We start from the raw sequence: 24,716 nt of genomic DNA, 5'->3' as shown, positions 1-24,716 counted from the left end.
TTGCATAACGACTCAGGGGGCCTTGGCAAGAGATAATTTGGGCAGGAGAGGGGGTGAATAAAGTGTCAGGGAAATTTTTTTCGCCTTCTCTCAAACTTGAGAAGGCGATCACAACTTTTTATGAACGCGTCAGAAAGTTGGCCAGCAACTGATGACCCTGCTCGCTCAAAATACTCTCTGGATGGAACTGCACACCCTCGACAGGAAGCGTCTTGTGGCGTAGCCCCATGATCTCGTCAAACGAGCCATCGGCATGCTCGCTCCAGGCAGTGATCTCGAAACACGCTGGCAGCGTCTCACGCTCCACCACCAGCGAGTGGTAACGAGTGACCCGCAACGGGTTATTGAGCCCCTGGAACACCCCCTCACCCCGATGGCGGATGAGCGAGGTTTTACCGTGCATCACCTGACGGGCCCGCACCACGCGGGCGCCGAAGGCTTGCGCCAGCGATTGATGACCGAGACAGACGCCGAGAATGGGCAGCTTGCCAGCGAAATGGCTAATGGCGTCGAGAGAGATCCCCGCCTCATTGGGCGTACAGGGACCGGGAGAGATCACCAGAAAACGGGGGGAGAGCTGCGCTATGGAATCAAGCGTCAATTCATCATTGCGCTTGACCACAACCTCTTGTCCCAGCGCGCCGAAATATTGCACCAGGTTCCAAGTAAAAGAGTCGTAGTTATCGATCAACAACAACATGAGATAACCAACAGCGGAGAATTAACGATCGAGATAACGACCCTGTTCCATTTCCCGTTCACGCTGACACTCGGCCAGATAGATGGCGGCAGCAACGGCAGGGGTTTTATGGTGTTTGTCGATGGCATTGGAGACCATCAATTGCAGGGTATTAAGGTTTTTCGCCTTGCGAAATTTACGTAGCCAGTGACCTTTGTCACTCAGCTCTTCAGCAGAAATAGTTGGTTGAACAGACATGCTTACTCTTGGGGATATTACCCAGGTTGAATTAAAAAAATTAAACAAATAATCGGGCAGAAAATAAAGAAAGCCAGGCAAATACCCAGCTCTCTTCTACTACACCTTCCCAGTATGTCAGGCTCGAGGAACGAAGCCGACTACATCATATACGCTGGTCAGGGTTTTTTCAGCTCTTTCGCGCGCCTTTTGTGCCCCTTCGGCCAAAATTGCGATCAGATGGGCCTCATCCTGACGCAACGCGTGGAAACGGGCCTGAATAGGTTCCAGCAGCGCGACCACGGCTTCAGCGGTCTCGGTCTTGAGGTGACCGTACATCTTGCCTTCGAAGTGCTGCTCCAGCTCGGGGATGGAGCGGCCGGTCACGCCGGACATCAGGGTCAGCAGGTTGGAGACCCCCGGTTTGTTTTCCGGATCGAAACGCACCACCGCCGGCTCGTCGGAGTCGGTCACCGCACGCTTGATCTTCTTGACGATCTGCTTGGGATCTTCCAGCAGGCCAATGAAGTTGGCCTCGTTGTCATCCGACTTGGACATCTTCTTGGTCGGATCCTGCAGGCTCATTACCCGCGCCCCTTCGGTCGGAATGAAGGGCTCTGGCAGGGTGAACACCTCACCATAGAGGTTGTTGAAACGGGTGCAGATGTCGCGGGTCAGCTCCAGATGCTGCTTCTGGTCGTTGCCGACCGGCACCTGATTGGCCTGATAGAGCAGGATGTCCGCGGCCATCAGCACCGGATAACCGAACAGGCCGACGTTGACGTTGTTCTCGAAACGGGCGGACTTGTCCTTGAACTGGGTCATGCGCGACAGCTCACCCATCTGGGTGTAGCAGTTGAGGATCCAGCCCAGCTCGGCGTGCTGCGGCACGTGAGACTGGATGAAGACGGTGCTCTTCTTGGGATCGATACCGACCGCCAGATAGAGGGCGGCCGCATCCAGACAGGCCTTGCGCAGGGCAACCGGGTCCTGACGGGTGGTGATGGCGTGCAGGTCGACGATGCAGTAGAGGCAGTCGTACTCATCCTGCATGTTGACCCACTGACGCAGGGCCCCCATGTAGTTGCCGATGGTCAGTTGACCGGAGGGTTGCGCCCCGCTCAATACGATTGGTTTAGTCATGAGAGTGTTAATCCTTGTTATTCAGCCAGCCCAGCTGCGCTATTAGACCAAAAGTGCATCGAGCTGGGCAAACTGCTCGAATACCCAGTCTGGATGGGAATCGGCGATGGGGCGGCCATAGTTGTAGCCGTAGGTGAGACCCACCACCTTCATGCCAGCCGCCTTGGCCGCCAGCACGTCGTTTTCGGAGTCGCCCACCATCAGGGTGCGAGCCGGGCTCACCCCCAACTCCTGGCAGGCGTGCAGCAAGGGCTCCGGGCTCGGCTTCTTGACCGGCACGCAGTTGCCACCGAGCCAGAGCGCGAAGCAATCGCTGATGCCGAGGGCATCGAGGATCGGTGCTACGAAGTCGCTCGGCTTGTTGGTGACGATCGCCTGCTTGTAACCCAGGGTTTGCAAGCGACGCAGACTCTGCGCAACCCCGTCATACATGGCCAGCCCTTGCAGCAGGCAGGCGTTGTAGTGCTGGAAAAAGACAGGGCGAGCCTTGGCAAACAGCTCGGGATCAGCCTCGCGATAAGCGAGCGCCCGCTGGATCAGCTTGTCGGCTCCGTTGCCGACCCAGGTACGGATAACGGCTTCATCAGCTTGTTCCAGACCCAGATCGGTCAGCGTCAGATTGACTGCCAGCGCCAGCTGGGCGGCGCTGTCAATGAGGGTGCCATCCAGATCGAACAGCACCAAATCAAATGCGCGCTCAGCGTGTGACATGAGCCAGCTCCGCACGCATCTTGTCGATCACTGCCTTGTAGTCAGGCTGGCTGAAAATGGCCGAGCCGGCGACGAACATATCGGCGCCCGCTTCAGCGATTTCACGAATGTTGTCGACCTTCACCCCACCATCGATCTCGAGGCGAATATCGCGGCCGCTCTCGTCGATCAGACGACGCACCTGACGCAGCTTGTCGAGGGTGCCGGGGATGAAGCTCTGGCCACCGAAGCCCGGGTTGACCGACATCAGCAGGATCACGTCCAGCTTGTCCATCACATACTCAAGGCAGGAGAGCGAGGTAGCCGGATTGAGAACCAGACCCGCCTGGCAACCCATCTCTTTGATCAGGCCCAAAGAGCGGTCAACGTGATCGGACGTTTCCGGATGGAAGGTGATGAGAGAAGCACCGGCCTTGGCAAAATCAGGAATGATGCGATCCACCGGCTTGACCATCAGGTGCACGTCGATGGGGGCCTCGATACCGAAGTCACGCAGCGCCTGACAGACCATGGGGCCAATGGTCAGGTTGGGGACATAGTGGTTGTCCATCACGTCGAAGTGAACCACGTCGGCACCGGCAGCCAGCACCTTGGCTACATCGTCACCCAGACGGGCAAAATCGGCAGAGAGGATCGAGGGGGCAATCAGAAAGTCTTTCATCAGCATCATCCATTGGCAGCCAGGGAGAAAAAGCGGCGCAATTTTAACGTAAAAGGCGGGCGAAAACGACTCGAATGCAGGGTAAATGGGGCAATAGCCTCCCCCCCCCAAGCCACCCGGGGTTCCGGGGCACAGCCTCAGTCACGGGCTCGCTCATAAAAAACGGCACCCTTGGGTGCCGTATTGTCTGTTACGCCAGTGGCAGCAGTTCGCTGTCGCTGGGGTAGTAGCCCTGCTCCGGCTCGATGCCGGGGGGATAGAGCGCCAGCAACTCGGCCACCTTGTTGCGGGTGCCACCGTTGCGGCTGATGGTGCGCTTGACCAAAATTTCGTCGAGACGGGCGCCGCGATAGAGCTCTCGAGTCAGCTCGATATCATGGTTGCTGATCAGCACCGGCACCCCTTTGTGAGCAGCAGTGTGACGCGCCAGTCGCGCCAGAATCGCCTGATCATCCAGGGTAAACCCACCGGAGGCATAGCTGGTAAAGCTGGCGGTAGTGGAGAGCGGCGCATAGGGGGGATCACAATAGATGACCCAATCCTCTTCGGCGCGCTTGATGGCATCGGCGTAGCTCTCGCAGATAAAGGTCGCCTTCTGCGCCTTTTCGGCAAAGGCCCACAGCTCTTTTTCCGGGAAATAGGGCTTCTTGTAGGAACCGAACGGCACGTTGAAGCCGCCCTTCTTGTTGTAGCGGCACAGTCCGTTGAAACCGTGACGGTTGAGGAACAGGAACAAGAGAGCGCGCTCGAACGTGGTTTCGGTCTGATTGAACTGGGTGCGCAGCCGGTAATAGGCCGCCTTGTGGTTGTGCTCTGCCACAAACAGCTTGCGCGCCTCGGCAATGAAACTGTCCGGCGTCAGCTTGAGGTGGTTGTAGAGGCAGATCAGATCCGGATTGATGTCGTTGAGCACATACGCGTCGTAGTCGGTGTTGAGAAACACAGATCCGGCCCCGACGAAGGGCTCCAGCAACACACGCCCGGCCGGCAGGCGCTCGGCAATCTCTTCAACCAGGGAGTATTTTCCCCCGGCCCATTTTAAAAAAGCGCGTGTTTTTTTCATGGAAATCCGGTGTGTAAGAAGGCAAGACCCAAAAAGGGGGACGATTCTACCCCCTTATCCGGTATCAAGGCTATTGCTTCAGCTCTTTTTGTACCTGTGCAAACGACTTGGGCCAAGGCTGGCCTTTCAGCAAGGCTGGCGGAAGCTTGCGAATGGCACTCTTGGCCTGGGTCAGACCGGCATAATCCCCTTGCAGCACCACATACCAGGGGCTGCCACGGAATTTGGTCTGATAGACCCATACCTTGCCCGCCAAGCCATGCTCGGCGACAAACTGATCCACTGCCTTGGTGTTGCTCGCCCCCATCAGCTGAACGCTGTAGTGGTTGCGCGGCTTCTTGTTCAAGGTGGCGACCGGTGTCAGGGCAACCTGGGGTACAGGCGCGGCAACCGGCTCGCTGCTGGCGGTTTTGGTGGTGGCCGCAGGCGTCGCTGTTGTCACCGGGCTCTGTGCCTTGGTGGTACTGGCAGGGACAGTGGTTGCGACGGCGCCACTGGTGGTTACGCCATTCGGGCTCTTGCCGGTCAGCTCGTCTTCCACGTCAGTAGGCAGTGCGCCGCTCACCTTGGGTTCGGACATCAGCTTTTGCACGACCTCGTCAGAGATCACCACCCGACGCCCTTCGTAATTGGTTGATTCGGTGGTCACTGTTTCGCTCTCCACCGATTTGGGCAGCACTTTCGCCTCCGGCTGCCAATCCTTCACCACCCCGTTGGGATTGCTGGTCGCATCGCTGTTTTGCGCGCCTTGCGCAGCGGTATCGTTATTCGAACCGCCTGCGGTAAGGGGATCTCCTCCCGCTACCGGGATCGGCAATGCTGTGCTCTGCGCCGGATCCTGCAGCGCAGGTTTGCTTTCATTGTCAAACAGCGCAGGCAGCAGGTAGCTCAGTGCCAGCAGGCCGCCAGCGACCAGCGCAATGGCGGTGGCAATCTTCTTGACAGGCAACTCCGCCTGACGCTTCTTGGGCCTTCTGTCGGTCATGATATCCTCCAGTAACTGCATGATGGTGGACGGATGTCCGTTCGCCGTTTTCAGGATCTCTTCCACTTGCGGCTTGGGCAAGAGGGTCGCCGGGATCTTGAGCTCTTTGGCTTTCTCATACAAGAAGATGCGTTGTTCGGGCGGACTCAGTGGCGGCACTTCCAGCTCAAGGGCTGGCATGGCACGCCCTTTCAGTTGTGGTCGTTGCGTACGACACCAGACGTCACTACCCGAGACGATAATGGCCAGCTGATGGGGGGCCGCCAGGGTATCGTTATGACGGATGATCGCCCACAACTCTCCCAGCAGTTCGGCCGGTAACTGATCGGCTCGCTCTATCATCAGCAACAGGGTGGCGGGCTTGCTCCCCTCCAGCATGCGAAAGAAGCTCTCCGCCAGCGCATCCTGTGGATTGAACAGCGGCCGCGCCACCACCTGTGGCAGCAACAGCTGACGCACATCCACCATCTTCATGGCAGGCGTGCCGATCAGGCTCACTACCCGCACTTTTTCCGGCAACACGCCGAGCAGGGATTCACACAGGGTGCCGCGACCACAACCGGGTTTACCGGAGAGAAAAACGAAGGGGTGATTGAATTCAATCAGATGCAGCAGCCGGTCAACCAGCTGCCGCTGGGAAGGAAGTTTTAGCAGTTTATTCGTCACGACCAGACTCGATCACCGCCAGCAACTCAGCATCGGACACATCACCCACCACCTGCGCATGGCCGATACCAACCGGCAACACCAGACGCAGCTTGCCTTCGAGCACCTTCTTGTCACGGCGCATATGGCGAATAAAGGCGGCGAAATCCATCTCGGCAGGAGCATGAATGGGCAGATTGGCGGCCAGCAGCAGGGCGCGCACGCGCGCGACGTCCGCATCGCTCATATCGCCACGGGCCTGCGCAGTCCAGGCAGCCAGCATGGTGCCAGCTGATACCGCTTCACCGTGCAGCCAGTTACCATACCCCTGCTCGGCCTCGATGGCATGGCCAAAGGTGTGGCCCAGATTGAGCAGCGCACGGACGCCGTGCTCGGTCTCATCCTGACCGACCACATCGGCTTTTATCTCGCAGCAGCGTTTGATGGCGTAGGCCAGCGCGGCAGGTTCCAGCTGTTGCAGACGCACCATGTTCTGCTCCAGCCAGCTGAAGAAATCAGCATCCCAAATGATGCCGTACTTGATCACCTCGGCCATCCCTGCGGCAAATTCGCGGGCAGGCAAGGTACTCAGACATTCGGTATCGATAACAACTTGTTTGGGCTGATAAAAAGCCCCAATCATGTTCTTGCCGAGAGGGTGGTTGACAGCGGTTTTGCCGCCGACAGAGGAGTCAACCTGGGAGAGCAGGGTGGTCGGGATCTGGATAAAAGGAATGCCACGTTGATAGCTTGCTGCCGCAAAGCCCACCACATCCCCGATCACGCCGCCCCCCAGAGCGATCAGTGTCGTATCGCGCCCATGGTTGGTTTCAAGCAGAGCAGACATAATCTGCTCAAAGGTCGCCAGGTTCTTGTATGCCTCGCCGTCAGGCAGGATCAGATGTTCAACCTGAAACCCCGACAGCAGAGCCATTACCCGTTCAAGATAGAGCGGAGCAACGACCGTGTTGGTCACTATCATCACCCGCTTGCCCTTGATGGTCGATGCCAGCGCTTCAGAGCGCTGCAACAACCCGGCAGCTATCTCGATGGGATAGCTGCGTTCACCCAGTTCGACCTTCAACCGTTCCATGGACGCCCTCTAGATTACATACCGATCAGCTTTACAATTTGATTGGCAACGATTTTTGCACTCTGATCATCCGTCTGGATAACAAAGTCAGCCACTTCTTCATACAGGGCGTTACGCTCTTGTGCCAAACGCTCGAGCACCTCACGCGGCGGCTCTTCGGTCTGTAGCAGAGGGCGGCGTTTGTCTCGCTGTGTGCGCGCCAGCTGCTTTTCAATAGTGGTTTCGAGGTAGACCACGATGCCACGAGCAGACAACTTGTTGCGGGTTTCGCGACTCTTGATGGCACCGCCACCGGTCGCCAGCACGATACCCTGCTGCTCTGACAATTCGCCGATCACCTTCTCTTCGCGAATCCGGAAACCTTCTTCGCCTTCAACATCGAACACCCAGCCGATATCAGCACCACTGCGGCGCTCAATCTCATGATCTGAGTCGAAAAACTCCATGTGCAGTTGTTCTGCCAGATGTCTACCTATGGTGCTCTTGCCCGCACCCATGGGACCTATCAGGAAAATATTGCGTTTCTCAGCCATGTCTTTTCGTTAGTAATTACAAACTGTACGACCCCGATAAATACTGAATCGGGGTACCTATGAACCTTATCTTGCGATGGATCAGGAGGGGGATTATCTCAATAGATATCGGGACTGGCAACCGCAGCCCTCACGCCCCAGCCTCATTGGGGCGTAAGGTTATATGTGTTTTACCCTCACATGTAAAGCATTCAGAAGGCGTCGGTGACTATCTTGGGTGTCACAAAAATCAGCAATTCCCGCTTTTTGTTCTCGCTAGTGGTCTTGCGGAACAAGGCCCCCAATCCGGGGATATCGCCAAGCAGCGGCACCTTGGTTACATCACTCTTGATGGTCTGCTGATAGATGCCACCCAGCACCAACGTCTCACCATTATTCACCAGCACCTGAGTGGTAATGGACTGGGCGTTGATGGAGACAGCATCACCTGTACCGGTCGGTACTGTCTCACCCTTGGTATCCTGAGTCACGGTCAGATCGAGAATAACCCGGTTGTCAGGGGTGATCTGCGGCGTAACTTTCAAGCTCAATACCGCCTTCTTGAAAGTAACCGAAGTGGCACCACTGGAAGAGGACTCCACATAGGGGATTTCGGTACCCTGCTCGATCAACGCCGGTTTCTGGTTGGCCGTGGTCACGCGCGGACTGGCGATAATCTCGGCCTTGCTCTCTTTTTCCAGCGCCGACAACTCGAGATCCAGCAAGGTGCCATCAGCCAGACGGGCAACCTGGAAGGCCAGGGTACCGGCCGCATTGGTCACCGGCAGGTTGACGTTCAGCCGATCGTCTGCTGTCGGCCTGGTGATTGTCGAGCCTCCATTATTGTTACCAGAACCGTCATTCCCCTCAATGGAGCCTGACGTACTGTTGCCATGACCATCGTTCTTGGTCACCCCCCAGCGCACCCCGAGTGCTTCATCAAAGCCGTCATCGATAGTCACCATCCGTGCTTCTATCACTACCTGTTTGACCGGGATGTCGAGAATATCGAGCATCCGTTTGATACTGCTGATCACATCAGCCGTGTCCTTGACCACCAGCACGTTGGTTCGCTCATCCACACTCACCGCTCCGCGAGGCGACAACAGCTTGGTACTTTGAGAGGAGAGCAGGGCCGCCACTTCCGAGGCTTTGGCATAGTTAATCTGCAGATATTCGGTATAGAGCTGTGCCAAATCAGCAACCTGATTGCGGCTCTCCAGCTGTTGCTTCTCGCGCGTTGCAATCTCTTCTGCAGGAGCTACCAGCAAGATATTGTTATCCAACCGCTTATCCAGACCCCGCACCTTCAAAATAATGTCTAGCGCCTGCTCCCAAGGCACCCCGTCCAAACGCAGTGTGATGTTCCCTGCTACAGAGTCTGTGGTCACCAGGTTGAGATTGTTGAAGTCTGCGATCAGCTGCAACACGGTACGAACAGGAATATCTTGAAAGTTCAATGAGATGGGCTTGCCCTGATACTGCTTGGATGCAGTGGCAGTTGTCCGTTTTTTCACCTCGATAATGAAGAGCTTATCCGCCTGATCGTAACGGTAATCAAACTGACCGTTGATAGACAGTTCAAACAGGGTATCACTCCCCTGCCGGGACACCTCGACCTGAGACACCGGGGTAGCAAAATCCTGCACATTGATCAGATTCAGCAAGCCATCCGGTACACGAGTGCCATGGAATTTGGCCAGCACAGTTTGCCCACGACTGCTCACATCCACAGCCGCCGAGCTATTATCCAGCGTCACCAGAAATTCACCCTGACCATCCTTGCCGCGACGAAAATCCACACCGGTAACGGAGTTAAAATAGGCACCATTATTTCCACCACGACTTTGGTAATCATTGAGCACCGGCTTGGTGGCTGCGGGAACGGCAGCAACAGGTGATGATGCTGGGACTACCGGCATAGAATTGGCAACCACCTGAGAATTGATCAGCGCCGAGGGGGCAACGACAGGTGTCGGGGAAGATTTGGCAGTGGTAGCTGCCGGAACGAGCAAGGCGCTCTCGCCATTGATCAGCGAAGATGATGCGCCTTCACCTAGCGAAACCAACAATTTGCTGCCTTGCTGCTGAACCTGATAAGGCGCCAGCTGATCGAGGGCTATCTTGATATCCAGACCAGCCCCCTTCCCTTCGACCTTGATGTTGTCTACCCCTTGCCGCTGAATCGACAACGGATTCACCTTCAACGCCCCCACAGCACCGGGAACATGTAGCAACAGCTGATTTGGTTGGTAAGAGAGACGATCGGTAAACCCGGTGACCGGTTCACTGAAGCTGAGCTCCAGTTGCAACTGATCCGCCAGCAGCGGATTGACCTTTATCTCTTGCAAGGTTGCCACTGCCCACGCCTGGCTAAAGGCACTGGCACAAAACAGCAAAGCCACTTTGGTTATACGATCGACAGTTGTTCTCATTGCTGTTCGTCCCTGATTATTGTTTTTCTTGCACATTGGCCATCGCCAACTGGGTTTCTCTTGTTACCCAGCACCCCTTCCCGTCCGGAATGGTTTCCAGCAAATCCACTGCAGTATCGGTAATCTTGATGACCCGCCCCTGATCAAGCCCCATATACTGGTTGAGCCCTACCCGCATCGATTTGCCATCCGGGGTACTGATCAGTGCCCACAACTGGCCCGCCTTGCCCAAAGAACCATGCATCGACAGGCTGGCCAGCGAATAATTTTCCAGCACCTCTTTCTCCCGATCCATCAGGGTCTGAGCACAATCTGGCTGCACCTTGGCACTGCTTGTACCCCCGACACTCGCCTCGGGCTGGGGAATCATGAAGGGGCTACGCAGCTCTCGCTGTTGATAGTGCATGGGGGCAAATGGCTTCAACTCGGGTAAAGGTTCGATAGGAATAGGTGGCCTTGCCTTGGTCTGGGCAATATAAGTATCCATGTCCTCCTGGCCACCACATGCCGCCAGCAGGAGGGCAGGTAACAACCAGCAGATACGTCTCATTGTTTCTGCTCCACTGTTTTACCGTTGTACTTATAAGTCTTGGCCAGCATCGACATCGAAATCAGGTCTCCCGCATCCTTGTTTTGACCGAGGGTAAAGGAGTCGAGGATCACGATACGGGGCAAGGCCGCCATGTCAGCGGTAAACTTACCAATTTCATGGTAATTGCCCACAACTTCGATCCTCATGGGCAACTCGGTCGAAAACTCGTGCTTGACCTCGGGTTCCCAGTTGATGCGGTTCAGTTTCAAGCCGTTATCTGTTGCTATAAAGCTGATATCATCCAGCAAACCAGCCACCTCATGGGTATTGGGTAACTGCTTGAGCTGGGTATCAACCATCTGCTCAAGCTTCACCATTTGCATCTTGTAAGCCCCCAGATTGGCCGCCAGCATCGCCTTGCTCTCAAACTGGGCTTTCAACTCAGCTTCCTTGGCAGTCTCCTGAGTCAAATTGGTCAGTGAACTGGCAATCACATAGTAATAAATTGCTCCACCAGTAAGCACACAACAAAACAGGATAAAGATCCCTTTCGCCCATTTTGGCCAGCTAGCGATGTCATTCAGATCAAGCTCATTGAGTTGCTGAAGGTTCATTTGTTCTCCTTGGCCACATCCCCTGCAGCCGCAGCGTTATTGGCAATCAGGAACATCATGGAAAACTGGCTCAGTGACACTGGCGCGATATCTGCGGCAAAAATGGTGCTGATTTTCGACTGTCCCAGCCAACCGGAACCATCGATACGGCGCATCATGCTGGCAACCCGACCGTAAGCCTCGGTCTTACCGTTAACATCGATAATATTGTTCTGCATGGCGAGGGTATTGAGATAAACCCCATTGGGTACCAGCGAAGGCAGTTGGTTGAAGAGACGAACAGGTACATTTCGGCGCGTCTGCAGATGTTCAATAAGCTGCATCCGATCAATCAGCTCTTTGCGGCGCTCCTTGAGCAAACGAATCTCGCCTAGTTGCGCATCGAGAATTGTCATCTCTTGTACCAGTCGCTGATTGCGTTGTTGCTGGGCACCAATCTGACGTTCGACCAGCCAGTCAGCCACAAAACTCAATGCTACCGTTACCAGCACAAAAAGCCCCAGTAAGGCCCCGAACTGCTTCTTTTGCCGCTGCGCCCTGGCCTCACGCCAAGGCAGGAGGTTTATATTTGACATGGCGTGAAACTCCTCAGAGCCAACCCAAATGCCGTCATATATTTCGCACCATGTACCAGCTCGGCCTCACCTTTGGGTTTGCCAAACAGTGCAAACAGATCAGGGTGCAAAACCTCGCAATTGACCTCCTCCTTGACCTGCACCAACAGACCTGGCAACAGGCTTCCGCCCCCCGTCAACACAAGTTTTGATATTTCACGATAACCGGACGAGCTGCAAAATAGCTGGATGTTACGACGCACCTGCTGCAACAACGAGTTGATGTGAGGCATCAGCACATCCAGTTCATGATCAACAGGCAAGGTGCCTTTGGTTTTGGCTTGTTCCGCTTCATCCAGCGTCATGCCATAAAAAGAGGAGAGCGCCTGGCTATATTGATCTCCACCGAAGTTCTGCAAACGGGAGTAGATCACCTCCCCTTTGACCAGTGCAGCAAACGTCATGGCACTGGCGCCAATGTCGATCACCCCGACAGGCCGCTCACTCTCCTGTAACTCTGGCAGGCAAGCCACCACAGCGCGACCCAGCGCATGAGCACCGACATCCACCACTTTGACCGCGATCCCAGCCTCGGCAAGAGCACTAACCCTGCCATTGACACTCTCAGTCCTAGCAGCACTCAGCAACACATCCTGACGCTCCTCATTACTGTTGCTGTTGCCCAATACCTCGAAATCGAGGCTCACTTCATCAAGGGGAAAAGGAATTATCTGCTCGGCTTCAAGCTGCACCTGATTCTCCAGCTCTTTGTCGCTGAGGCGTGAATCGATTTGGATGACCTTGGTGATGACATTGGAACCGGCCACTGCAGTAGCTGCATAGTCACTGCTACCCGGGATAAGACGCTTGAGGGTCTTGATAGATTGGCTGACGCGCTCGATATCCTGCAATTGATAGTCAACCAGCGTCCCTTTCGGGGTGGCGATATCGGCGACCGATTCGAGATGAAGCTTGCCGGGTCGGCCACTGAGGGTAACGGCCTTGATGGTCTGGCTGCCAAAATCAATGCCCACCAGCGGGAGGAGGGACCCCTTGTTAAATAGCCCAAACATATACACATCCATGCGTTATTGGGTTTTATTCCTTGACTGAGTGTAGAACACCCGATCTGAGGACGGCTTCACTCATCCTAAATGCTCTAACTATCAATGTCATAAAGTTTATACCGAAAAGTGACCTACCTCGCTTTCTTAATCAAGGGGGCGATCCTTGGTTATTACGCCCCGTAGTGCTAACCTCTCGCATCCTTTTGAGGTCGGTGGCTCGTCACAGGAAAACCTCGAATTCCAGATAGCAAAAGGGCTATACTCTGCGCCCGTTGGCTAATTTTAAGACGATTGGTAGTTCTTCCATGCTGAAATGGCTTGTTCGCCTGTTTATTGTCATGATGCTGGGTGCAGTGCTGGGTGTCGCCAGCCTCATCGGTATCTACTTCTATATCAAACCCCAACTGCCCGATGTCACCGCACTACGTGACGTCAAGCTGGCAACCCCGATGCGGGTTTACAGCCGGGATGGGGAATTGATCGCCCAATATGGCGAAATTCGTCGCATTCCGCTGCGTCTGGACGAAATTCCGCAACCCATGATCGATGCCGTACTGGCGACCGAAGACGCCCGCTTCTATGAGCACCCGGGCATTGACCCGATTGGTATTATCCGGGCAGCCTCAGTCTGGGCAGTCTCTGGCCATGCTCGCCAAGGCGCCAGTACCATTACCCAGCAGGTTGCACGTAACTTCTTCCTGAGCAACGAAAAAACCATCGTCCGCAAGATCAAGGAAGTATTCCTCGCCTGGCGGATTGAACAGAATCTCTCAAAAGACGAGATCCTCGAGCTCTATCTCAACAAGATCCCGCTCGGTTACCGCTCCTTCGGGGTCGGTGCCGCGGCTCAGGTTTACTTTGGTAAAGAGGTCAAGGATCTGGGGCTGGACGAGATCGCCATTATTGCCGGTCTGCCCAAAGCCCCATCCATGCTCAACCCCATCCGCTCCCCAGAGCGCGCGTTTGCTCGTCGCAACGTGGTGCTGGGCCGGATGCTGGAAACCGGCAAGATCACTCAGGCCCAGTTTGACGAAGCATCCAAAATGCCGATCAAGGCCCGTTATCACGGCGCCGAAGTGACCCTGCATGCCCCCTATCTAGGTGAAATGGTTCGCCAAAAGATGGTGGAACAGTTCGGGGAAGATGCCTACACCATGGGTCTGCATGTCTATACCACCGTCTCTGCCGAACGTCAGCGGGCTGCCAGACAAGCGCTGCTGGATGGCGTCTTTGCCTACGATATGCGCCACGGCTATCGCGGCCCAACGGCACAGTTGTGGAAAGCGGGTGAAACCAGTTGGGATTACGAACAGATCGTTGCCCACCTTGGCAAGCAGCCCTCTTATGATCCGCTGATGGCTGCGGTAGTCACCAAGCTCGGTGACCGCAGCGCAACGTTGGTGCTGAAAAATGGCAAGGAAGCGGAGCTTGGCTGGGACGGGATTAAATGGGCTCGCTCCTTTATCACCGATGACCGTCAAAGTTATGCCCCGAAATCAGCGCGCGATGTCCTGAAAGTCGGCGCCCAAATCTGGGTCCGCGAAGAAGGCGAAGCACTGCTGCTGGCCCAGATCCCGGATGTTAACGCCGCGCTGGTTGCCATGAACCCGAAAAACGGGGCACTGGAAGCGCTGGTCGGTGGCTTCAGCTTCGAGCTATCCAAATTCAACCGGGTCGATCAGGCACGCCGCCAGATCGGTTCCAACATCAAGCCTTTCCTCTACGCAACCGCACTGGAGCACGGCTATACCCTGGCGTCGCTGATCAACGATGCGCCGATCAACCAGTGGGATCCCTCAAAGGGACCGATGTGGCAGCCAAAGAACTCCCCGGCTGTTTATGATGGTCCAACCCCGCTGCGTCTGGGTCTGGCCAAGTCCAAAAACGTAATGTCGGTCCGGCTGATGCGCGCCATCGGGCTGGATACCTATATCGATGGCCTGACTCGATTTGGCTTCCCGCGCGACTTCATCTCTCCCCATGAGTCGCTGGCGCTGGGTGCAGCCGAGTTTACCCCGCTCGAAGTAGTGCGTGGCTACTCGGTGCTGGCCAACGGTGGCTTCCTGGTGACCCCTTACTTTATCGACAAAGTGACCGATAGTCTGGACAACACCCTCTATCAGGCTAATCCTGCCATTGCCTGCTCCACTTGCGAACAGCAGGCGGCACCCGAGCAGAGCACACTGCCGCAGCCGACTGCGGATGGCGCGACACAAGATGGTACGCAGACCCCCCTCGCGCCGACCATAGCGCCACATACCATCAGTGCCCAGAGCTCATTCCTGATCACCGATACCCTGAGCACCGCGATCTGGGGTGGCAACGGCTGGCGTGGTACTGGCTGGCGTGCCGCCCGAGACCTCAAACGTCACGACATTTCCGGCAAAACCGGTACCACCAACGAATCCCGCGATGCCTGGTTCTCCGGCTATACCCCGGATATTGTCGCCACCTCCTGGATCGGTTTTGACAACCATCAGCGTGGTTTGGGCCGAGCCGAATTTGGTGGTGGCGCTGCGCAACCCATCTGGATCGACTTCATGAAGGTTGCCTTGAAGAAGCTACCGGAGCACAAGATGCCGGTTCCCGAGGGGATCATGACGGTCAAAATAGACAGCGAAACCGGCCTGTTGTCTGCCGGTGGCGGTACTGACGAATACTTCAAGGAAGGGACTGAACCGACCCGCTATGCCACCCCCAGCTCGGATGGCAATCAGGTATACGGCGGTGACAACCCCGATGTGGAAGGTCCCGTATCCACTGACGATATTTTCTGATCCCGCACTTGCGGCAGAAACAAAACCGGCAGCCTTGGCTGCCGGTTTTTTATTTGGTCAATTGCCCTGACATCAGCCTGACGATCAATGCAGCCAACTCATTGAAACAGGGTCTGCGGACCGAGTAATGGCGATAGAGCAGCGAGATGGTACGCCCGGGCACCGGCTCGATGACCGGCCGATAACTTACCCCCCCCTCATCATGATCGGCAGGTACTGCCAACTGCGGGATCAAGGTCATGCCACTGCCTGCCGCCACCATGTTGCGCAGGGTCTCCAGACTGGTGCCCTTGAAGCGCTGATCTTCACCGATACCACCGGCAAAACAGAATCCCATTGCCTGATCCCGCAGACAGTGCCCATCCGCCAGCATCAGCAATTTCTTGCCCTTGAGATTGCCGAGCGGCACCTGTCTGGCCTTTGCTTCCGGATGATGACAAGGTACCGCCAGCCACATCGGTTCATGGTATAGCTGAATTGAGCCAAAACCCTCCATGCCATCCATCTCGGCCAGAATGACGCAATCCAGCACCCCCTCTTCCAGCCGCTTCAGCAGGGTCTGGGTCTGCTCTTCATAGAGATAAAACTCGAGCTGGGGAAAGCTTTCACGCAGGGTCTGAATAATCCGGGGCAACAGATAGGGGCCAACGGTCGGGATAAATCCGATGTGGATCTCCCCGGACATCGGCTCGGAGAAGTGCTGGCCAATGCTTTTGAGCTCGCGCACCTCCTTGAGCACCCGCCGCGCTTGGTGCGCCATGGCATCGCCAGCCGGGGTAAACAGTACCTTGCGCGAGGTACGTTCGATCAGGATGACTCCGAGCTCATCCTCCAGCTTGCGCAATTGGCCACTCAGCGTCGGCTGGCTAACAAAACAGCGCTCGGCCGCTTTGCGAAAATGTTTTTCCTCATCCAGCGCCACCAGATATTCGAGATCGCGAAGATTCATACAGCAAGAGTCCTGCCTGGAAAATGGGCCACCAGCATGCACAATATCAACCATCGGGACAAGCTATCTCCCGGTCCTGATAACCCGCCTGCCGAGCCCCAAATAGAAAAAGCCCGATTACCTTGCGGCAAGCGGGCTTGTCAACTTAACGCGAGATCACACCCGGAAGCGACGCACCATATCCTGTAACTGGGTCGCCAGATGGTTCAGCTCGTTACATGCCTGAGCCATCTGGGTAGCACCCGACGCCACCTCTTCGGAGGCATGGCTGATATTGACCACATTGCGGTTGAGCTCCTCGCTGACGGCACCCTGCTCTTCGGTCGCGGTCGCAATCTGGATATTCATGTGGGAGATACTGCTGACCGAGCCACTGATTTGGGAGATCGATGCCCCGGCTTCACGTGCAGTGGATACCGTCGTGTTCATCAGCTCCTGGCTCTGCTGCATGGTACTACCCGCCTGTTCGGCACGCTGCTGCAACTCTGCGATGATGGTGTTGATTTGAGAGGTGGAGTCCTGAGTCCGTTTGGCAAGAGTACGCACTTCATCTGCTACCACCGCGAAACCACGTCCCTGCTCACCGGCCCGGGCTGCCTCGATAGCGGCGTTGAGCGCCAACAGGTTGGTCTGTTCGGCAATCCCGCGGATCACCTCCAGCACCATGCCGATGTTACGACTGTCATCCCCCAACTGACGGATAACCACGGCTGTACTTTCGATGGCCCCGGCTACCCGCTCGATACGCAGGATTGAATCGTTCACTGTCTTGGCACCAATCTCTGCGGTTTCGCTGGCCGACGTGGCCGCACTGGCAGCATCACTGGTATTGCGAGAAACCTCCTGTACCGTGGCCTGCATCTCGTTCATCGCCGTCGCCAGCTGGTTCAACTCATGCTGCTGGGCATTCATGTTATTGGCTGATTGGCGAGCCACCGAGCTTATCTCCTCAACGGCAGAACTCAGTTGCACCACGGAACCCGATACTTCGCTCACCAGCGTCCGCAGATTTGTCTGCATCTCGCCAAACCCTTTGGCAAGGGTACCCAGTTCGTCATTGTTGAACTGCTGCATATCGATGCGCGAAGAGAGATCACCGGAGGAGACCCGGCGGGTCTGTTCCAGCAACGCCATCACCGGGTTGCGGATCTGACCGGTCAGCAACCAGGCTATCACCACCACAAAGCCCAGGGTCACCAGGCCGACGATAATGCTCATGGTTCTGGCATTGTCATAGAGATCGGCCACGCCTTTCGTCATCTGCTCGGCGAGCTCATTGTTGATTTCTCGCAGTCGAAATGATTTGTCGCCAGCCTCTTGCAACGCAGCACGCGTCTCGTTTTTACGCAAACTTTTGACACGCTCCAAATCGCCTGCTGCAAATGCGCTCATCAACTGTTCATGTACCGAAAAGTATCTGGCCCCTGCACTCACCAGTTGCTCATAAGTCTGCTTCTCTTCATCGGTGCTAAAGGGGGTCGAGCCATATTTCTGGGCCGCCAGGTCGAATTCCTGCTTGGCTTTGTTGAAAGTCAGCGTCCGCTCGCTCAACTCCTGATTATCCTTGTTGAGCCCAGCGATGACCTGAGACAGCTCGGAACGCCGAGCATCCAGAATGGCGACATGCATTTGACTGGCATAACGTGTGGAAGGCAGCAAATTGCCGGTTATGGTTTCGGTGTCACCATAGAGCTTTGCCAACTGGCTGATTGAAAACCAGGCCAACCCCAGAACAAGCACGGCCATAATGGCAAATCCGGCGCTCAACTTCTGGCCGATAGACATGTTTTTGAACATATGAGGGCTTCCTTGAAATGGGTCTTCACTCCCGCAACATCCTTCGGGAATGGTCATATAGAGCATAGTCTGCGCACAGAAAGCGGAAGGATTTCATATCGTTTCTGTGCATGCTTGGCTATCGGCCCAAGCGCGGGCTCCTGAAGTCACTCCAACCCATTCCCCGGAAATTGTCACTGGTTCAAGGCGATAAGATGCTGGCGAAATCCATCCGGGTCTCCCAGAAAATCGGCGACACGGATAGGGGTCGCCTGATCATTGCGAACCAACCCCAGAGTCGGATAACCCTGACCGCCCAGCCGCCTCATCCAACCCTGACTGTCCGCCAAATGTTGTAACAAGGGAGCCTGCAGATAGGCTTGCTGGAACGCCTCAACAGCAATCCCCTGCTCTGCCGCCAGCGTGGCGAGAAACGCCGGTTCACCAATCCAGATCCCGTCCCGATAGTGGGATTGCTGGATCCGGTGCAACATCGCCAGCCCATCGCCCCACAGTGCCGTGACGGCCAAGACTGCACGGATCGGCGGCTCGGAGTCCAGCAGGCACCCTTCCCGCAGCAGCAGTTCGTTGAAGTAGCGCTCGCCAAAATGCTGGCCGGTCAGCGCTTCAATCCGTTGATCATGGGGGCGCACATAATCACGCAATGCCTCGCCCATCGGCTGACGGCGGCTGCCCAGCCAGAGGCCGCCCGCATGCAGCTCGATCTTGAGTCCGACAATGGTGGCTGCCGCCTGCAGCAGGGGGGCGGCACCATAGCACCAGCCACAGAGCGGGTCATAGACATAATGGAGGGTGGTTTGTTGTTCGCTCATCTTCATTCTCACGTCAATCTTGGATAAAAAACCGGGCCCAGAGGCCCGGTAAAAAACACAGGGAGAGCAGGCTCAGTGGCTTACCACTTCATCTCGCCGGTATTGACCTTGGCACCAATGGCCAGGCCATCGTCAACCGGCAGTGCCGGATAGGCCTTCTTCAGGGCCTCGATCAACTCACCGGAGTTTTTCGCCTTGGCCAGCTCCTGCTCGAAACGCTGTACATAGTCACGGGTAAAGGTCACAGCGGCACTGCCTTTGGGCGCAGTGCCCAGGAAGTGGCCCGGTACCACATGCTCGGGTTTCAGGGCCAGCAAGTTGTCCAGCGCCTTGACCCAGTTGCTGCGGGCCGCTTTGGTCTGGCTGTCCGCCATCCAGACATGCACCCCGTGGTAAACCGGCACACCACCAAAAGCGGTCTTGATGGAAGGTGCCCAGAGGTAGGCATTCGGAGTGTTCATCTCTTTGATTTCAATCTTCTCGCCATCCAGTGTCAGGTGGCTGGCGGTCATCACTTGCGGCACGGTCAGGCTCTTCGGTGCGCCCTTGCCCAAGATCGGGCTCCAGTAGCTCAGCTTGGCATCCTTGGTCTGGTTGATATGGTCAACCACATGCTGGTCGGCCAACACTTTGACATCCGGGAACGCAGCCATGACCGGCTCCAGACCGAAGTAGAAGTCGGGGTCACCGGCACTGATATAAACAGTGGTCAGCTTCTTGCCGCTCTTCTTGATCATGTCGACCAGCGCCTGGCCATTTTGCACGTCGAACTGGGCATCGATCAGGATTGCCTCTTTGTCACCGGTCACCAGTGAGGAGGAGACCGGGAAGATCGCCTTCTCGCCAGGGTTGTAGACGGTCACGCTCAGGGGGGCGGCCAGTGCGGCGCCGCTGAGCAGGGTGGTAGCCAGAGTCAGGTTGCGGATCAGGGTGTTGTTCATCATCTATTCCTCATTAAGTATTCGGGGGGTCATTTGATGGACACAGTGTATTGGATCATTTAGGGTGCAAATACAGCACTAACAGCGCATCACTGTTGCACATACCGAACATATAGAGAGCCATACATGGATCGACTGACCGCATTGCGGGTCTTCGTCAGCGTAGTCGAACAGGGAAGCCTGAGCGGCGCCGGAGAGAAACTGGATATGTCGCGCGCCATGGTGTCGCGCTATCTGGCCGAGCTGGAGAGCTGGATGGGCGCCCGCCTGCTGCACCGTACCACCCGGCGTCTTAGCCTGACTGGCCCAGGCGAGGAGGCACTGAACCGGGCCCGCGCCATGCTGGCGCTGGGAGAGGAGATGGAGCAGATCGCCGTAAAGAGCGACGATGCCCCCAAGGGGCAGCTCAGGATCACCAGCAGCTACTCCCTGTCGGAAGCCTTGCTGGTCGGGGCCGCCAACGACTATCTGGCGCAATACCCGGGGACGGCCATCGATATCCTGCTGCTCGACAGAACCGTCAATCTGGTGGAGGAGCGGATCGATCTGGCGGTGCGCATCACCAACGACCTCGACCCCAATCTGGTGGCGCGCCGTCTCGGCACCTGCCACTCGGTGGTCTGCGCCAGCCCGGCCTATCTGGCCCGTCATCCGATGCCGCACAAGGTGCAGGATCTGGCGCTGCACAACTGCCTCACCTACACCTACTTCGGCAAGAGCCTGTGGGAGTTCAATGGTCCGGGTGGCCCCGAGTCAGTACCGGTCAGCGGCAACCTGAGCGCCAATATCTCCAACCTGCTGCTGGAGGCGACGCTGGGCGGCGCCGGGATCAGCCTGCAGCCTCGCTACTCGGCCCAGCCCTATCTGGAGCGGGGAGAGCTGGTGCCCCTGCTGACCGAGTGGCAACCCAAGCGACTCGGGGTTTACGGGGTGTATGCCACTCGCAAACAGATGTCACCGCTGCTGCGCAGCTTCCTCGACTTTCTGCTGGCCCGCATGGCAGCCGATCCCATCTGGCAGGAGTGAGCAATTCACACACCCGACCATAAAGAAGGGGCCGCTGCGGGCCCCTTCTTTATCTTCATCCGTTGATCAGGCTTCAAAGCCAAACGGGCCAACCTGCGGCGGCGCTTCCTGCTGCGCACTCTCGTCCAGGAAAATATCCCGATAAGCCACATAGATGGAGTAGTTAAGCGCCGGGATCACCACCAGCAGACCTACCAGCAACAGCGCCGCGCCAAACAGCAGCAGAATGGCAGAGAGGAGACCCCACCAGAAGAAGGGCCACATATTGCGCCAGCAACCGGCAAAGCTGAGTCGGGCTGCCTGCAAAATACCGACATCATGGAAATAGATAAGGGCTGGCGAAAAGGTCACCGCCATCAGCACCGGAATAGCCAGTACCATACCCACCAGCAACACCAGCAGCAGTTGCTGTAGTTGCAGGGCCGAGACCACCATGCTATCCGGATCTTGAGTCAACACAGAGAGCAGTCCCCACATGGAGAGCAGGCCACCGCAAACCAGCCCAATCAGGATAAAGAGTGCCAGCACCAGCAGGCCACCCAGCATCAAGGGGGTCAGCTTGTGGCGAAAGCCGGCAAAGAGATCGTTGAAGTTGAGCGCCTCGCCCCGATACCCTCTGGCCGCTACGACAACCCACCCCGCCCCCCACACCATGTAGAGCAGTTGAGAGATAAATCCACCCGCGGGCAGCAGATCAAGCACCATGCCGACGCCAAACCAGAACACCACCATGGCGACACTGGCCCCCATCCCCTTGTTGAAGATATCGAACCCGCTGCGAACCCAGACCCAGCCACGGCCTGTTTTGTGGCGGGCAGGGGTAGCTCGCAAAAGGGGTTGTCCGTTCATATCGTCTCCTCGGAGTGTCGGTGGCATCAGTGCCGGAAGCCGATTCTAGAGCTAGGGCGGGAGCGACTCAATGGCGAAGCGGCCCGACCACCACATAAAACCTGACGCAGCGCTGCACAAAAGAAGCGTCAGCCACGCCCCGCCTCTGGCTGCCCCGGCCATAACGAGGCACAATCTGCCCCCTCCCCCGGTCGCCATTGCCGTAGCCAACGTGTCGTGGTCACCTTTCGTGGTCCACCAATGCCGGACAAGGGGGTTGTCGTCCCGCCATCCCGGGCGTTTTAACATCGCGTGGTATCGTCATGAGAGTTGTTTGTTGTCTGTTGTTGTTACTGGCCAGCCAGTCGGCCCTGGCCGAGGGTTTTATCAGTCGCCTGCTCAACCATCCGGTGCCGGGTGGCGTTGCCGTGATCCCGTTGGGAGCTGAAGCAACAGCACCCACGGCCCGCTATCACGACAAGCCCGTGCTGGTGGTCCGTGAAGACAACCAGTGGATCGCCATCGTCGGCATCTCTCTCAAAAACCCGCTTGGGACCCAGCAGCTGACCACAGGTGATGGCCGCACTCTCAGCTTCACCGTCACCCCCAAGCACTACCGCGAACAGCACATCAAGCTCAAGAACAGCCGTCAGGTCAATCCGCTTGCAGAAGATATGACCCGCATCAACCACGAGCTGGCCGAGCAGACCCGAGCCTACCAGACCTTCAGCCCCAACCAGCCGAGCAACCTGATGTTCGACAAGCCGGTCAACGGCCCACTCTCCAGCCCGTTTGGCCTGCGTCGCTTCTTCAATGGTGAAGAGCGCAATCCCCACTCCGGGCTCGACTTCGCTGTCGGCGCCGGTACCCCGATCAAGTCCCCAGCCGCTGGCAAGGTGATCCTGATCGGCGACTACTTCTTCAACGGCAATACCGTCTTTGTCGACCACGGTCAGGGGCTCATCAGCATGTTCTGCCACATGTCGAAGATCGATGTGAAGCTCGGCCAGAGCCTGCCGCGCGGCGGCATTGTCGGGCGAGTCGGTTCGACCGGCCGCGCCACCGGCCCCCACATGCACTGGAACGTCAGCCTCAACGATACCCGGGTCGATCCCGCCATCTTTATCGGCGCCTTCAAGCCCTGAATCGGCAGAGCCCGTTAACAAAAAATCCTCTAACAAAAAGTCCGCTAACAAAACAGGCAGCCCATGGCTGCCTGTCTGCTATCTGCACGTCGTACCTGATTGTCTATCCGGCCAGCGCATGGGCGCCGGACTCCCGACGCATCGCGCGCCACATCACCAGCACCAGCAACGAGCTGCACGTTGGCAATGCCAGCCAGACCCCGGGCACACCCCACAAGGTCGAGAATCCCCACAAGAAGCCGCCGATCAGCACCAGCTTGCCGCCAGTGAGCAGGGAGGCGATGCGAGCCCGGTTGATAGCCTGAAAATAGGTGGCCCCCACCAGCAGCAAACCCTCCATCGGCAGCCCCCAGAAGTAGAGCCAGATCCCGAGGCTCGCCACCGGCAACAAGGTGGCGTTGTCCCCGGCAAACAGATAGACCGCCGCCTCCGGCCACAAATAGAGCGGGATCATGCCGCACAGAGCAATCCCCAACGTTACCCCGAGCGCCAGATTGCGGATCCGCAACACCCTCCGCCAGTGACCGGCCCCCGCGTTGAAGCTGGCGATGGGCTGGATGCCCATGGCGATCCCCTCGAACACCAGATAGAAGAAGGCCTCGGTGTAGCTGATCACCCCGTAGGCGGCCACATGCAGCGAAGTGCCTACCGCCAGCAGTGCCTTGTTGTGCAGCGCCAGCACTACCGACAGATAGAGGTACATCAGAAAACTGGAGATCCCGAGTCGCACCGTCTCGCCCATCAGCCGCAGATCGGGGCGCAGGGTGTCCCAGCCGATCCGCAACTGGCTGCGCGGCGTGAAGAAGTGCCACAGACAGGCGAGGCCCGTCACCGCCTGGGAGATCATGGTGGCCGTCGCCACCCCGGCAAGCCCGAACGGGAACACCACCATCAGCAGATAGTCGAGCAGCACGTTGAGCAGCCCCCCGACCACCATGATGATGGTGACAAACCCGGGGCGACCATCGTTGCGCAGCAGCGAGCTGAACGCCATCGACAGCACCGAAAAGAAGCCAAGCCAGGCGTAAGCCTGCAGATAGGAGAGACCGGCGGTGAAGATCTCCCCTTCAGCCCCCATCCAGGCCAGCATCGGCTCGCCATAGCGGATCCCGATAAAACTGAGCAGCGCCGAGGCCAGCAACACCATCACCAGCGCATTGCCGACGATATGGCGGGCTTTGGCCGGATTGCCTTGCCCCAGATAGAAGGAGACCAGCGACGAGGCCCCCATGCCGATAAGGGCACCCACCGCATAGAGCACGGCGCAGATGGGGTAAGCCAGCATCAGACCGGCCATGCCATCCTGACCCAGTACATGGCCAACGAAGATGCCATCGATGGTGACATAGATGCCGGTGATCAGCATGGCCGCCACGGTCGGGGTTACGTAACGCCAGAAAAGGCGAGATAGTGGGGCTGTGCCCAGATCAACAGCTGACATATTCGACTCGGTGGAGAGAGTGCGGCCGGGATCATAACGAAACGGCAGCCCGACTTCCTGCTATTTGTG

General features: G+C 57.0%; 23 protein-coding genes. 3 read left to right on the top strand and 20 right to left on the bottom strand.

Features of this window, described 5'->3' with window-relative positions:
* Nucleotides 1-118 precede the first annotated feature (118 nt).
* The 14 genes from LD28_RS0114015 to tapM form a co-directional block, all read right to left on the bottom strand.
* Nucleotides 119-700, bottom strand: coding sequence for an aminodeoxychorismate synthase component II (locus LD28_RS0114015; RefSeq protein ID WP_033137572.1), 582 nt, complete (start codon nt 698-700; stop codon nt 119-121).
* A gap of 21 nt (nt 701-721) precedes the next feature.
* Nucleotides 722-937, bottom strand: coding sequence for a hypothetical protein (locus LD28_RS0114010; protein WP_033137571.1), 216 nt, complete (start codon nt 935-937; stop codon nt 722-724).
* Nucleotides 938-1,054: 117 nt separating this feature from the next.
* Complete coding sequence (gene trpS, locus LD28_RS0114005) at nt 1,055-2,059, bottom strand: tryptophan--tRNA ligase (RefSeq protein WP_033137570.1); 1,005 nt, start codon at nt 2,057-2,059, stop codon at nt 1,055-1,057.
* Between the two features lie 42 nt (nt 2,060-2,101).
* The gene (locus tag LD28_RS0114000; RefSeq protein WP_033137569.1) at nt 2,102-2,770 is read right to left on the bottom strand and encodes a phosphoglycolate phosphatase; all 669 of its coding nucleotides are present in this window, start codon (nt 2,768-2,770) and stop codon (nt 2,102-2,104) included.
* On the bottom strand, nt 2,757-3,431 hold the full coding sequence (rpe, locus tag LD28_RS0113995) for a ribulose-phosphate 3-epimerase (RefSeq protein ID WP_033137568.1): 675 nt from the start codon (nt 3,429-3,431) through the stop codon (nt 2,757-2,759). The genes LD28_RS0114000 and rpe overlap by 14 nt, the downstream gene beginning before the upstream one ends.
* Before the next feature lie 190 nt (nt 3,432-3,621).
* Nucleotides 3,622-4,494, bottom strand: coding sequence for a Dam family site-specific DNA-(adenine-N6)-methyltransferase (locus tag LD28_RS0113990; RefSeq protein ID WP_033137567.1), 873 nt, complete (start codon nt 4,492-4,494; stop codon nt 3,622-3,624).
* Between the two features lie 70 nt (nt 4,495-4,564).
* Nucleotides 4,565-6,145 (bottom strand): SPOR domain-containing protein, encoded by a 1,581-nt coding sequence (locus LD28_RS0113985; protein ID WP_033137566.1) that lies wholly within the window; start codon nt 6,143-6,145, stop codon nt 4,565-4,567.
* The gene (gene aroB, locus LD28_RS0113980; RefSeq protein WP_033137565.1) at nt 6,135-7,217 is read right to left on the bottom strand and encodes a 3-dehydroquinate synthase; all 1,083 of its coding nucleotides are present in this window, start codon (nt 7,215-7,217) and stop codon (nt 6,135-6,137) included. The genes LD28_RS0113985 and aroB overlap by 11 nt, the downstream gene beginning before the upstream one ends.
* Before the next feature lie 14 nt (nt 7,218-7,231).
* A complete protein-coding gene (gene aroK, locus LD28_RS0113975) occupies nt 7,232-7,750 on the bottom strand; it encodes a shikimate kinase AroK (protein ID WP_033137564.1) in 519 nt (172 codons plus the stop codon).
* Between the two features lie 191 nt (nt 7,751-7,941).
* Nucleotides 7,942-10,164 carry a type IV pilus secretin PilQ gene (locus tag LD28_RS0113970; RefSeq protein ID WP_033137563.1) on the bottom strand — a complete coding sequence of 741 codons (2,223 nt, stop codon included), beginning with the start codon at nt 10,162-10,164 and terminating at the stop codon, nt 7,942-7,944.
* Nucleotides 10,165-10,180: 16 nt separating this feature from the next.
* Complete coding sequence (locus LD28_RS0113965; RefSeq protein WP_033137562.1) at nt 10,181-10,714, bottom strand: pilus assembly protein PilP; 534 nt, start codon at nt 10,712-10,714, stop codon at nt 10,181-10,183.
* Nucleotides 10,711-11,310, bottom strand: coding sequence for a PilO family type IV pilus biogenesis protein TapO (gene tapO, locus LD28_RS0113960; RefSeq protein ID WP_033137561.1), 600 nt, complete (start codon nt 11,308-11,310; stop codon nt 10,711-10,713). The genes LD28_RS0113965 and tapO overlap by 4 nt, the downstream gene beginning before the upstream one ends.
* On the bottom strand, nt 11,307-11,885 hold the full coding sequence (gene tapN / locus LD28_RS0113955; protein ID WP_033137560.1) for a PilN family type IV pilus biogenesis protein TapN: 579 nt from the start codon (nt 11,883-11,885) through the stop codon (nt 11,307-11,309). Before tapN ends, tapO begins: the two co-directional genes overlap by 4 nt.
* Nucleotides 11,873-12,937, bottom strand: coding sequence for a PilM family type IVa pilus assembly protein TapM (gene tapM, locus LD28_RS0113950; protein ID WP_033137577.1), 1,065 nt, complete (start codon nt 12,935-12,937; stop codon nt 11,873-11,875). Before tapM ends, tapN begins: the two co-directional genes overlap by 13 nt.
* Before the next feature lie 299 nt (nt 12,938-13,236).
* Here tapM and LD28_RS0113945 point away from each other — a divergent pair, with 299 nt between their 5' ends.
* The gene (locus LD28_RS0113945) at nt 13,237-15,708 is read left to right on the top strand and encodes a penicillin-binding protein 1A (RefSeq protein ID WP_033137559.1); all 2,472 of its coding nucleotides are present in this window, start codon (nt 13,237-13,239) and stop codon (nt 15,706-15,708) included.
* Nucleotides 15,709-15,757: 49 nt separating this feature from the next.
* On the opposite strand, the gene oxyR is transcribed toward LD28_RS0113945, so the two are convergent.
* The 4 genes from oxyR to LD28_RS0113925 form a co-directional block, all read right to left on the bottom strand.
* The gene (oxyR, locus tag LD28_RS0113940; RefSeq protein ID WP_033137558.1) at nt 15,758-16,657 is read right to left on the bottom strand and encodes a DNA-binding transcriptional regulator OxyR; all 900 of its coding nucleotides are present in this window, start codon (nt 16,655-16,657) and stop codon (nt 15,758-15,760) included.
* Nucleotides 16,658-16,813: 156 nt separating this feature from the next.
* The gene (locus LD28_RS0113935; RefSeq protein ID WP_033137557.1) at nt 16,814-18,454 is read right to left on the bottom strand and encodes a methyl-accepting chemotaxis protein; all 1,641 of its coding nucleotides are present in this window, start codon (nt 18,452-18,454) and stop codon (nt 16,814-16,816) included.
* A 173-nt stretch (nt 18,455-18,627) separates the two neighbouring features.
* On the bottom strand, nt 18,628-19,272 hold the full coding sequence (locus LD28_RS0113930) for a DsbA family protein (RefSeq protein ID WP_033137556.1): 645 nt from the start codon (nt 19,270-19,272) through the stop codon (nt 18,628-18,630).
* A 74-nt stretch (nt 19,273-19,346) separates the two neighbouring features.
* The gene (locus LD28_RS0113925; protein WP_033137576.1) at nt 19,347-20,207 is read right to left on the bottom strand and encodes a Vmh family MBL fold metallo-hydrolase; all 861 of its coding nucleotides are present in this window, start codon (nt 20,205-20,207) and stop codon (nt 19,347-19,349) included.
* Nucleotides 20,208-20,333: 126 nt separating this feature from the next.
* On the opposite strand from LD28_RS0113925, the gene LD28_RS0113920 reads away from it, so the two are divergent.
* On the top strand, nt 20,334-21,233 hold the full coding sequence (locus tag LD28_RS0113920) for a LysR family transcriptional regulator (protein WP_033137555.1): 900 nt from the start codon (nt 20,334-20,336) through the stop codon (nt 21,231-21,233).
* Between the two features lie 66 nt (nt 21,234-21,299).
* Here the strand turns inward: LD28_RS0113920 and LD28_RS0113915 are convergent, their stop codons facing one another.
* On the bottom strand, nt 21,300-22,082 hold the full coding sequence (locus LD28_RS0113915; RefSeq protein ID WP_033137554.1) for a BPSS1780 family membrane protein: 783 nt from the start codon (nt 22,080-22,082) through the stop codon (nt 21,300-21,302).
* 302 nt (nt 22,083-22,384) lie between these two features.
* Between LD28_RS0113915 and LD28_RS0113910 the strand changes: the two genes are divergently transcribed.
* Nucleotides 22,385-23,206 (top strand): peptidoglycan DD-metalloendopeptidase family protein, encoded by an 822-nt coding sequence (locus tag LD28_RS0113910; protein ID WP_033137553.1) that lies wholly within the window; start codon nt 22,385-22,387, stop codon nt 23,204-23,206.
* Nucleotides 23,207-23,309: 103 nt separating this feature from the next.
* Here LD28_RS0113910 and LD28_RS0113905 read toward each other — a convergent pair whose 3' ends face one another.
* A complete protein-coding gene (locus LD28_RS0113905; RefSeq protein WP_033137552.1) occupies nt 23,310-24,647 on the bottom strand; it encodes an MATE family efflux transporter in 1,338 nt (445 codons plus the stop codon).
* Nucleotides 24,648-24,716 lie beyond the last annotated feature (69 nt).

It is taken from the genome of Aeromonas finlandensis (assembly GCF_000764645.1).
Taxonomy (GTDB): domain Bacteria; phylum Pseudomonadota; class Gammaproteobacteria; order Enterobacterales; family Aeromonadaceae; genus Aeromonas; species Aeromonas finlandensis.
Note: the sequence above shows the minus strand (reverse complement) of the source record. Positions and strands in the feature narration are given on the sequence as shown.

Excerpts from the sequence above, each read along its gene's own strand:
- LD28_RS0114015 (WP_033137572.1), bottom strand. The coding sequence starts at position 700 with ATGTTGTTGTTGATCGATAACTACGACTCTTTTACTTGGAACCTGGTG.
- LD28_RS0114010 (WP_033137571.1), bottom strand. The coding sequence starts at position 937 with ATGTCTGTTCAACCAACTATTTCTGCTGAAGAGCTGAGTGACAAAGGT.
- trpS (WP_033137570.1), bottom strand. The coding sequence starts at position 2,059 with ATGACTAAACCAATCGTATTGAGCGGGGCGCAACCCTCCGGTCAACTG.
- LD28_RS0114000 (WP_033137569.1), bottom strand. The coding sequence starts at position 2,770 with ATGTCACACGCTGAGCGCGCATTTGATTTGGTGCTGTTCGATCTGGAT.
- rpe (WP_033137568.1), bottom strand. The coding sequence starts at position 3,431 with ATGAAAGACTTTCTGATTGCCCCCTCGATCCTCTCTGCCGATTTTGCC.
- LD28_RS0113990 (WP_033137567.1), bottom strand. The coding sequence starts at position 4,494 with ATGAAAAAAACACGCGCTTTTTTAAAATGGGCCGGGGGAAAATACTCC.
- aroB (WP_033137565.1), bottom strand. The coding sequence starts at position 7,217 with ATGGAACGGTTGAAGGTCGAACTGGGTGAACGCAGCTATCCCATCGAG.
- aroK (WP_033137564.1), bottom strand. The coding sequence starts at position 7,750 with ATGGCTGAGAAACGCAATATTTTCCTGATAGGTCCCATGGGTGCGGGC.
- LD28_RS0113970 (WP_033137563.1), bottom strand. The coding sequence starts at position 10,164 with ATGAGAACAACTGTCGATCGTATAACCAAAGTGGCTTTGCTGTTTTGT.
- LD28_RS0113965 (WP_033137562.1), bottom strand. The coding sequence starts at position 10,714 with ATGAGACGTATCTGCTGGTTGTTACCTGCCCTCCTGCTGGCGGCATGT.
- tapO (WP_033137561.1), bottom strand. The coding sequence starts at position 11,310 with ATGAACCTTCAGCAACTCAATGAGCTTGATCTGAATGACATCGCTAGC.
- tapN (WP_033137560.1), bottom strand. The coding sequence starts at position 11,885 with ATGTCAAATATAAACCTCCTGCCTTGGCGTGAGGCCAGGGCGCAGCGG.
- tapM (WP_033137577.1), bottom strand. The coding sequence starts at position 12,937 with ATGTTTGGGCTATTTAACAAGGGGTCCCTCCTCCCGCTGGTGGGCATT.
- LD28_RS0113945 (WP_033137559.1), top strand. The coding sequence starts at position 13,237 with ATGCTGAAATGGCTTGTTCGCCTGTTTATTGTCATGATGCTGGGTGCA.
- oxyR (WP_033137558.1), bottom strand. The coding sequence starts at position 16,657 with ATGAATCTTCGCGATCTCGAATATCTGGTGGCGCTGGATGAGGAAAAA.
- LD28_RS0113935 (WP_033137557.1), bottom strand. The coding sequence starts at position 18,454 with ATGTTCAAAAACATGTCTATCGGCCAGAAGTTGAGCGCCGGATTTGCC.
- LD28_RS0113930 (WP_033137556.1), bottom strand. The coding sequence starts at position 19,272 with ATGAAGATGAGCGAACAACAAACCACCCTCCATTATGTCTATGACCCG.
- LD28_RS0113925 (WP_033137576.1), bottom strand. The coding sequence starts at position 20,207 with ATGAACAACACCCTGATCCGCAACCTGACTCTGGCTACCACCCTGCTC.
- LD28_RS0113920 (WP_033137555.1), top strand. The coding sequence starts at position 20,334 with ATGGATCGACTGACCGCATTGCGGGTCTTCGTCAGCGTAGTCGAACAG.
- LD28_RS0113915 (WP_033137554.1), bottom strand. The coding sequence starts at position 22,082 with ATGAACGGACAACCCCTTTTGCGAGCTACCCCTGCCCGCCACAAAACA.
- LD28_RS0113910 (WP_033137553.1), top strand. The coding sequence starts at position 22,385 with ATGAGAGTTGTTTGTTGTCTGTTGTTGTTACTGGCCAGCCAGTCGGCC.
- LD28_RS0113905 (WP_033137552.1), bottom strand. The coding sequence starts at position 24,647 with ATGTCAGCTGTTGATCTGGGCACAGCCCCACTATCTCGCCTTTTCTGG.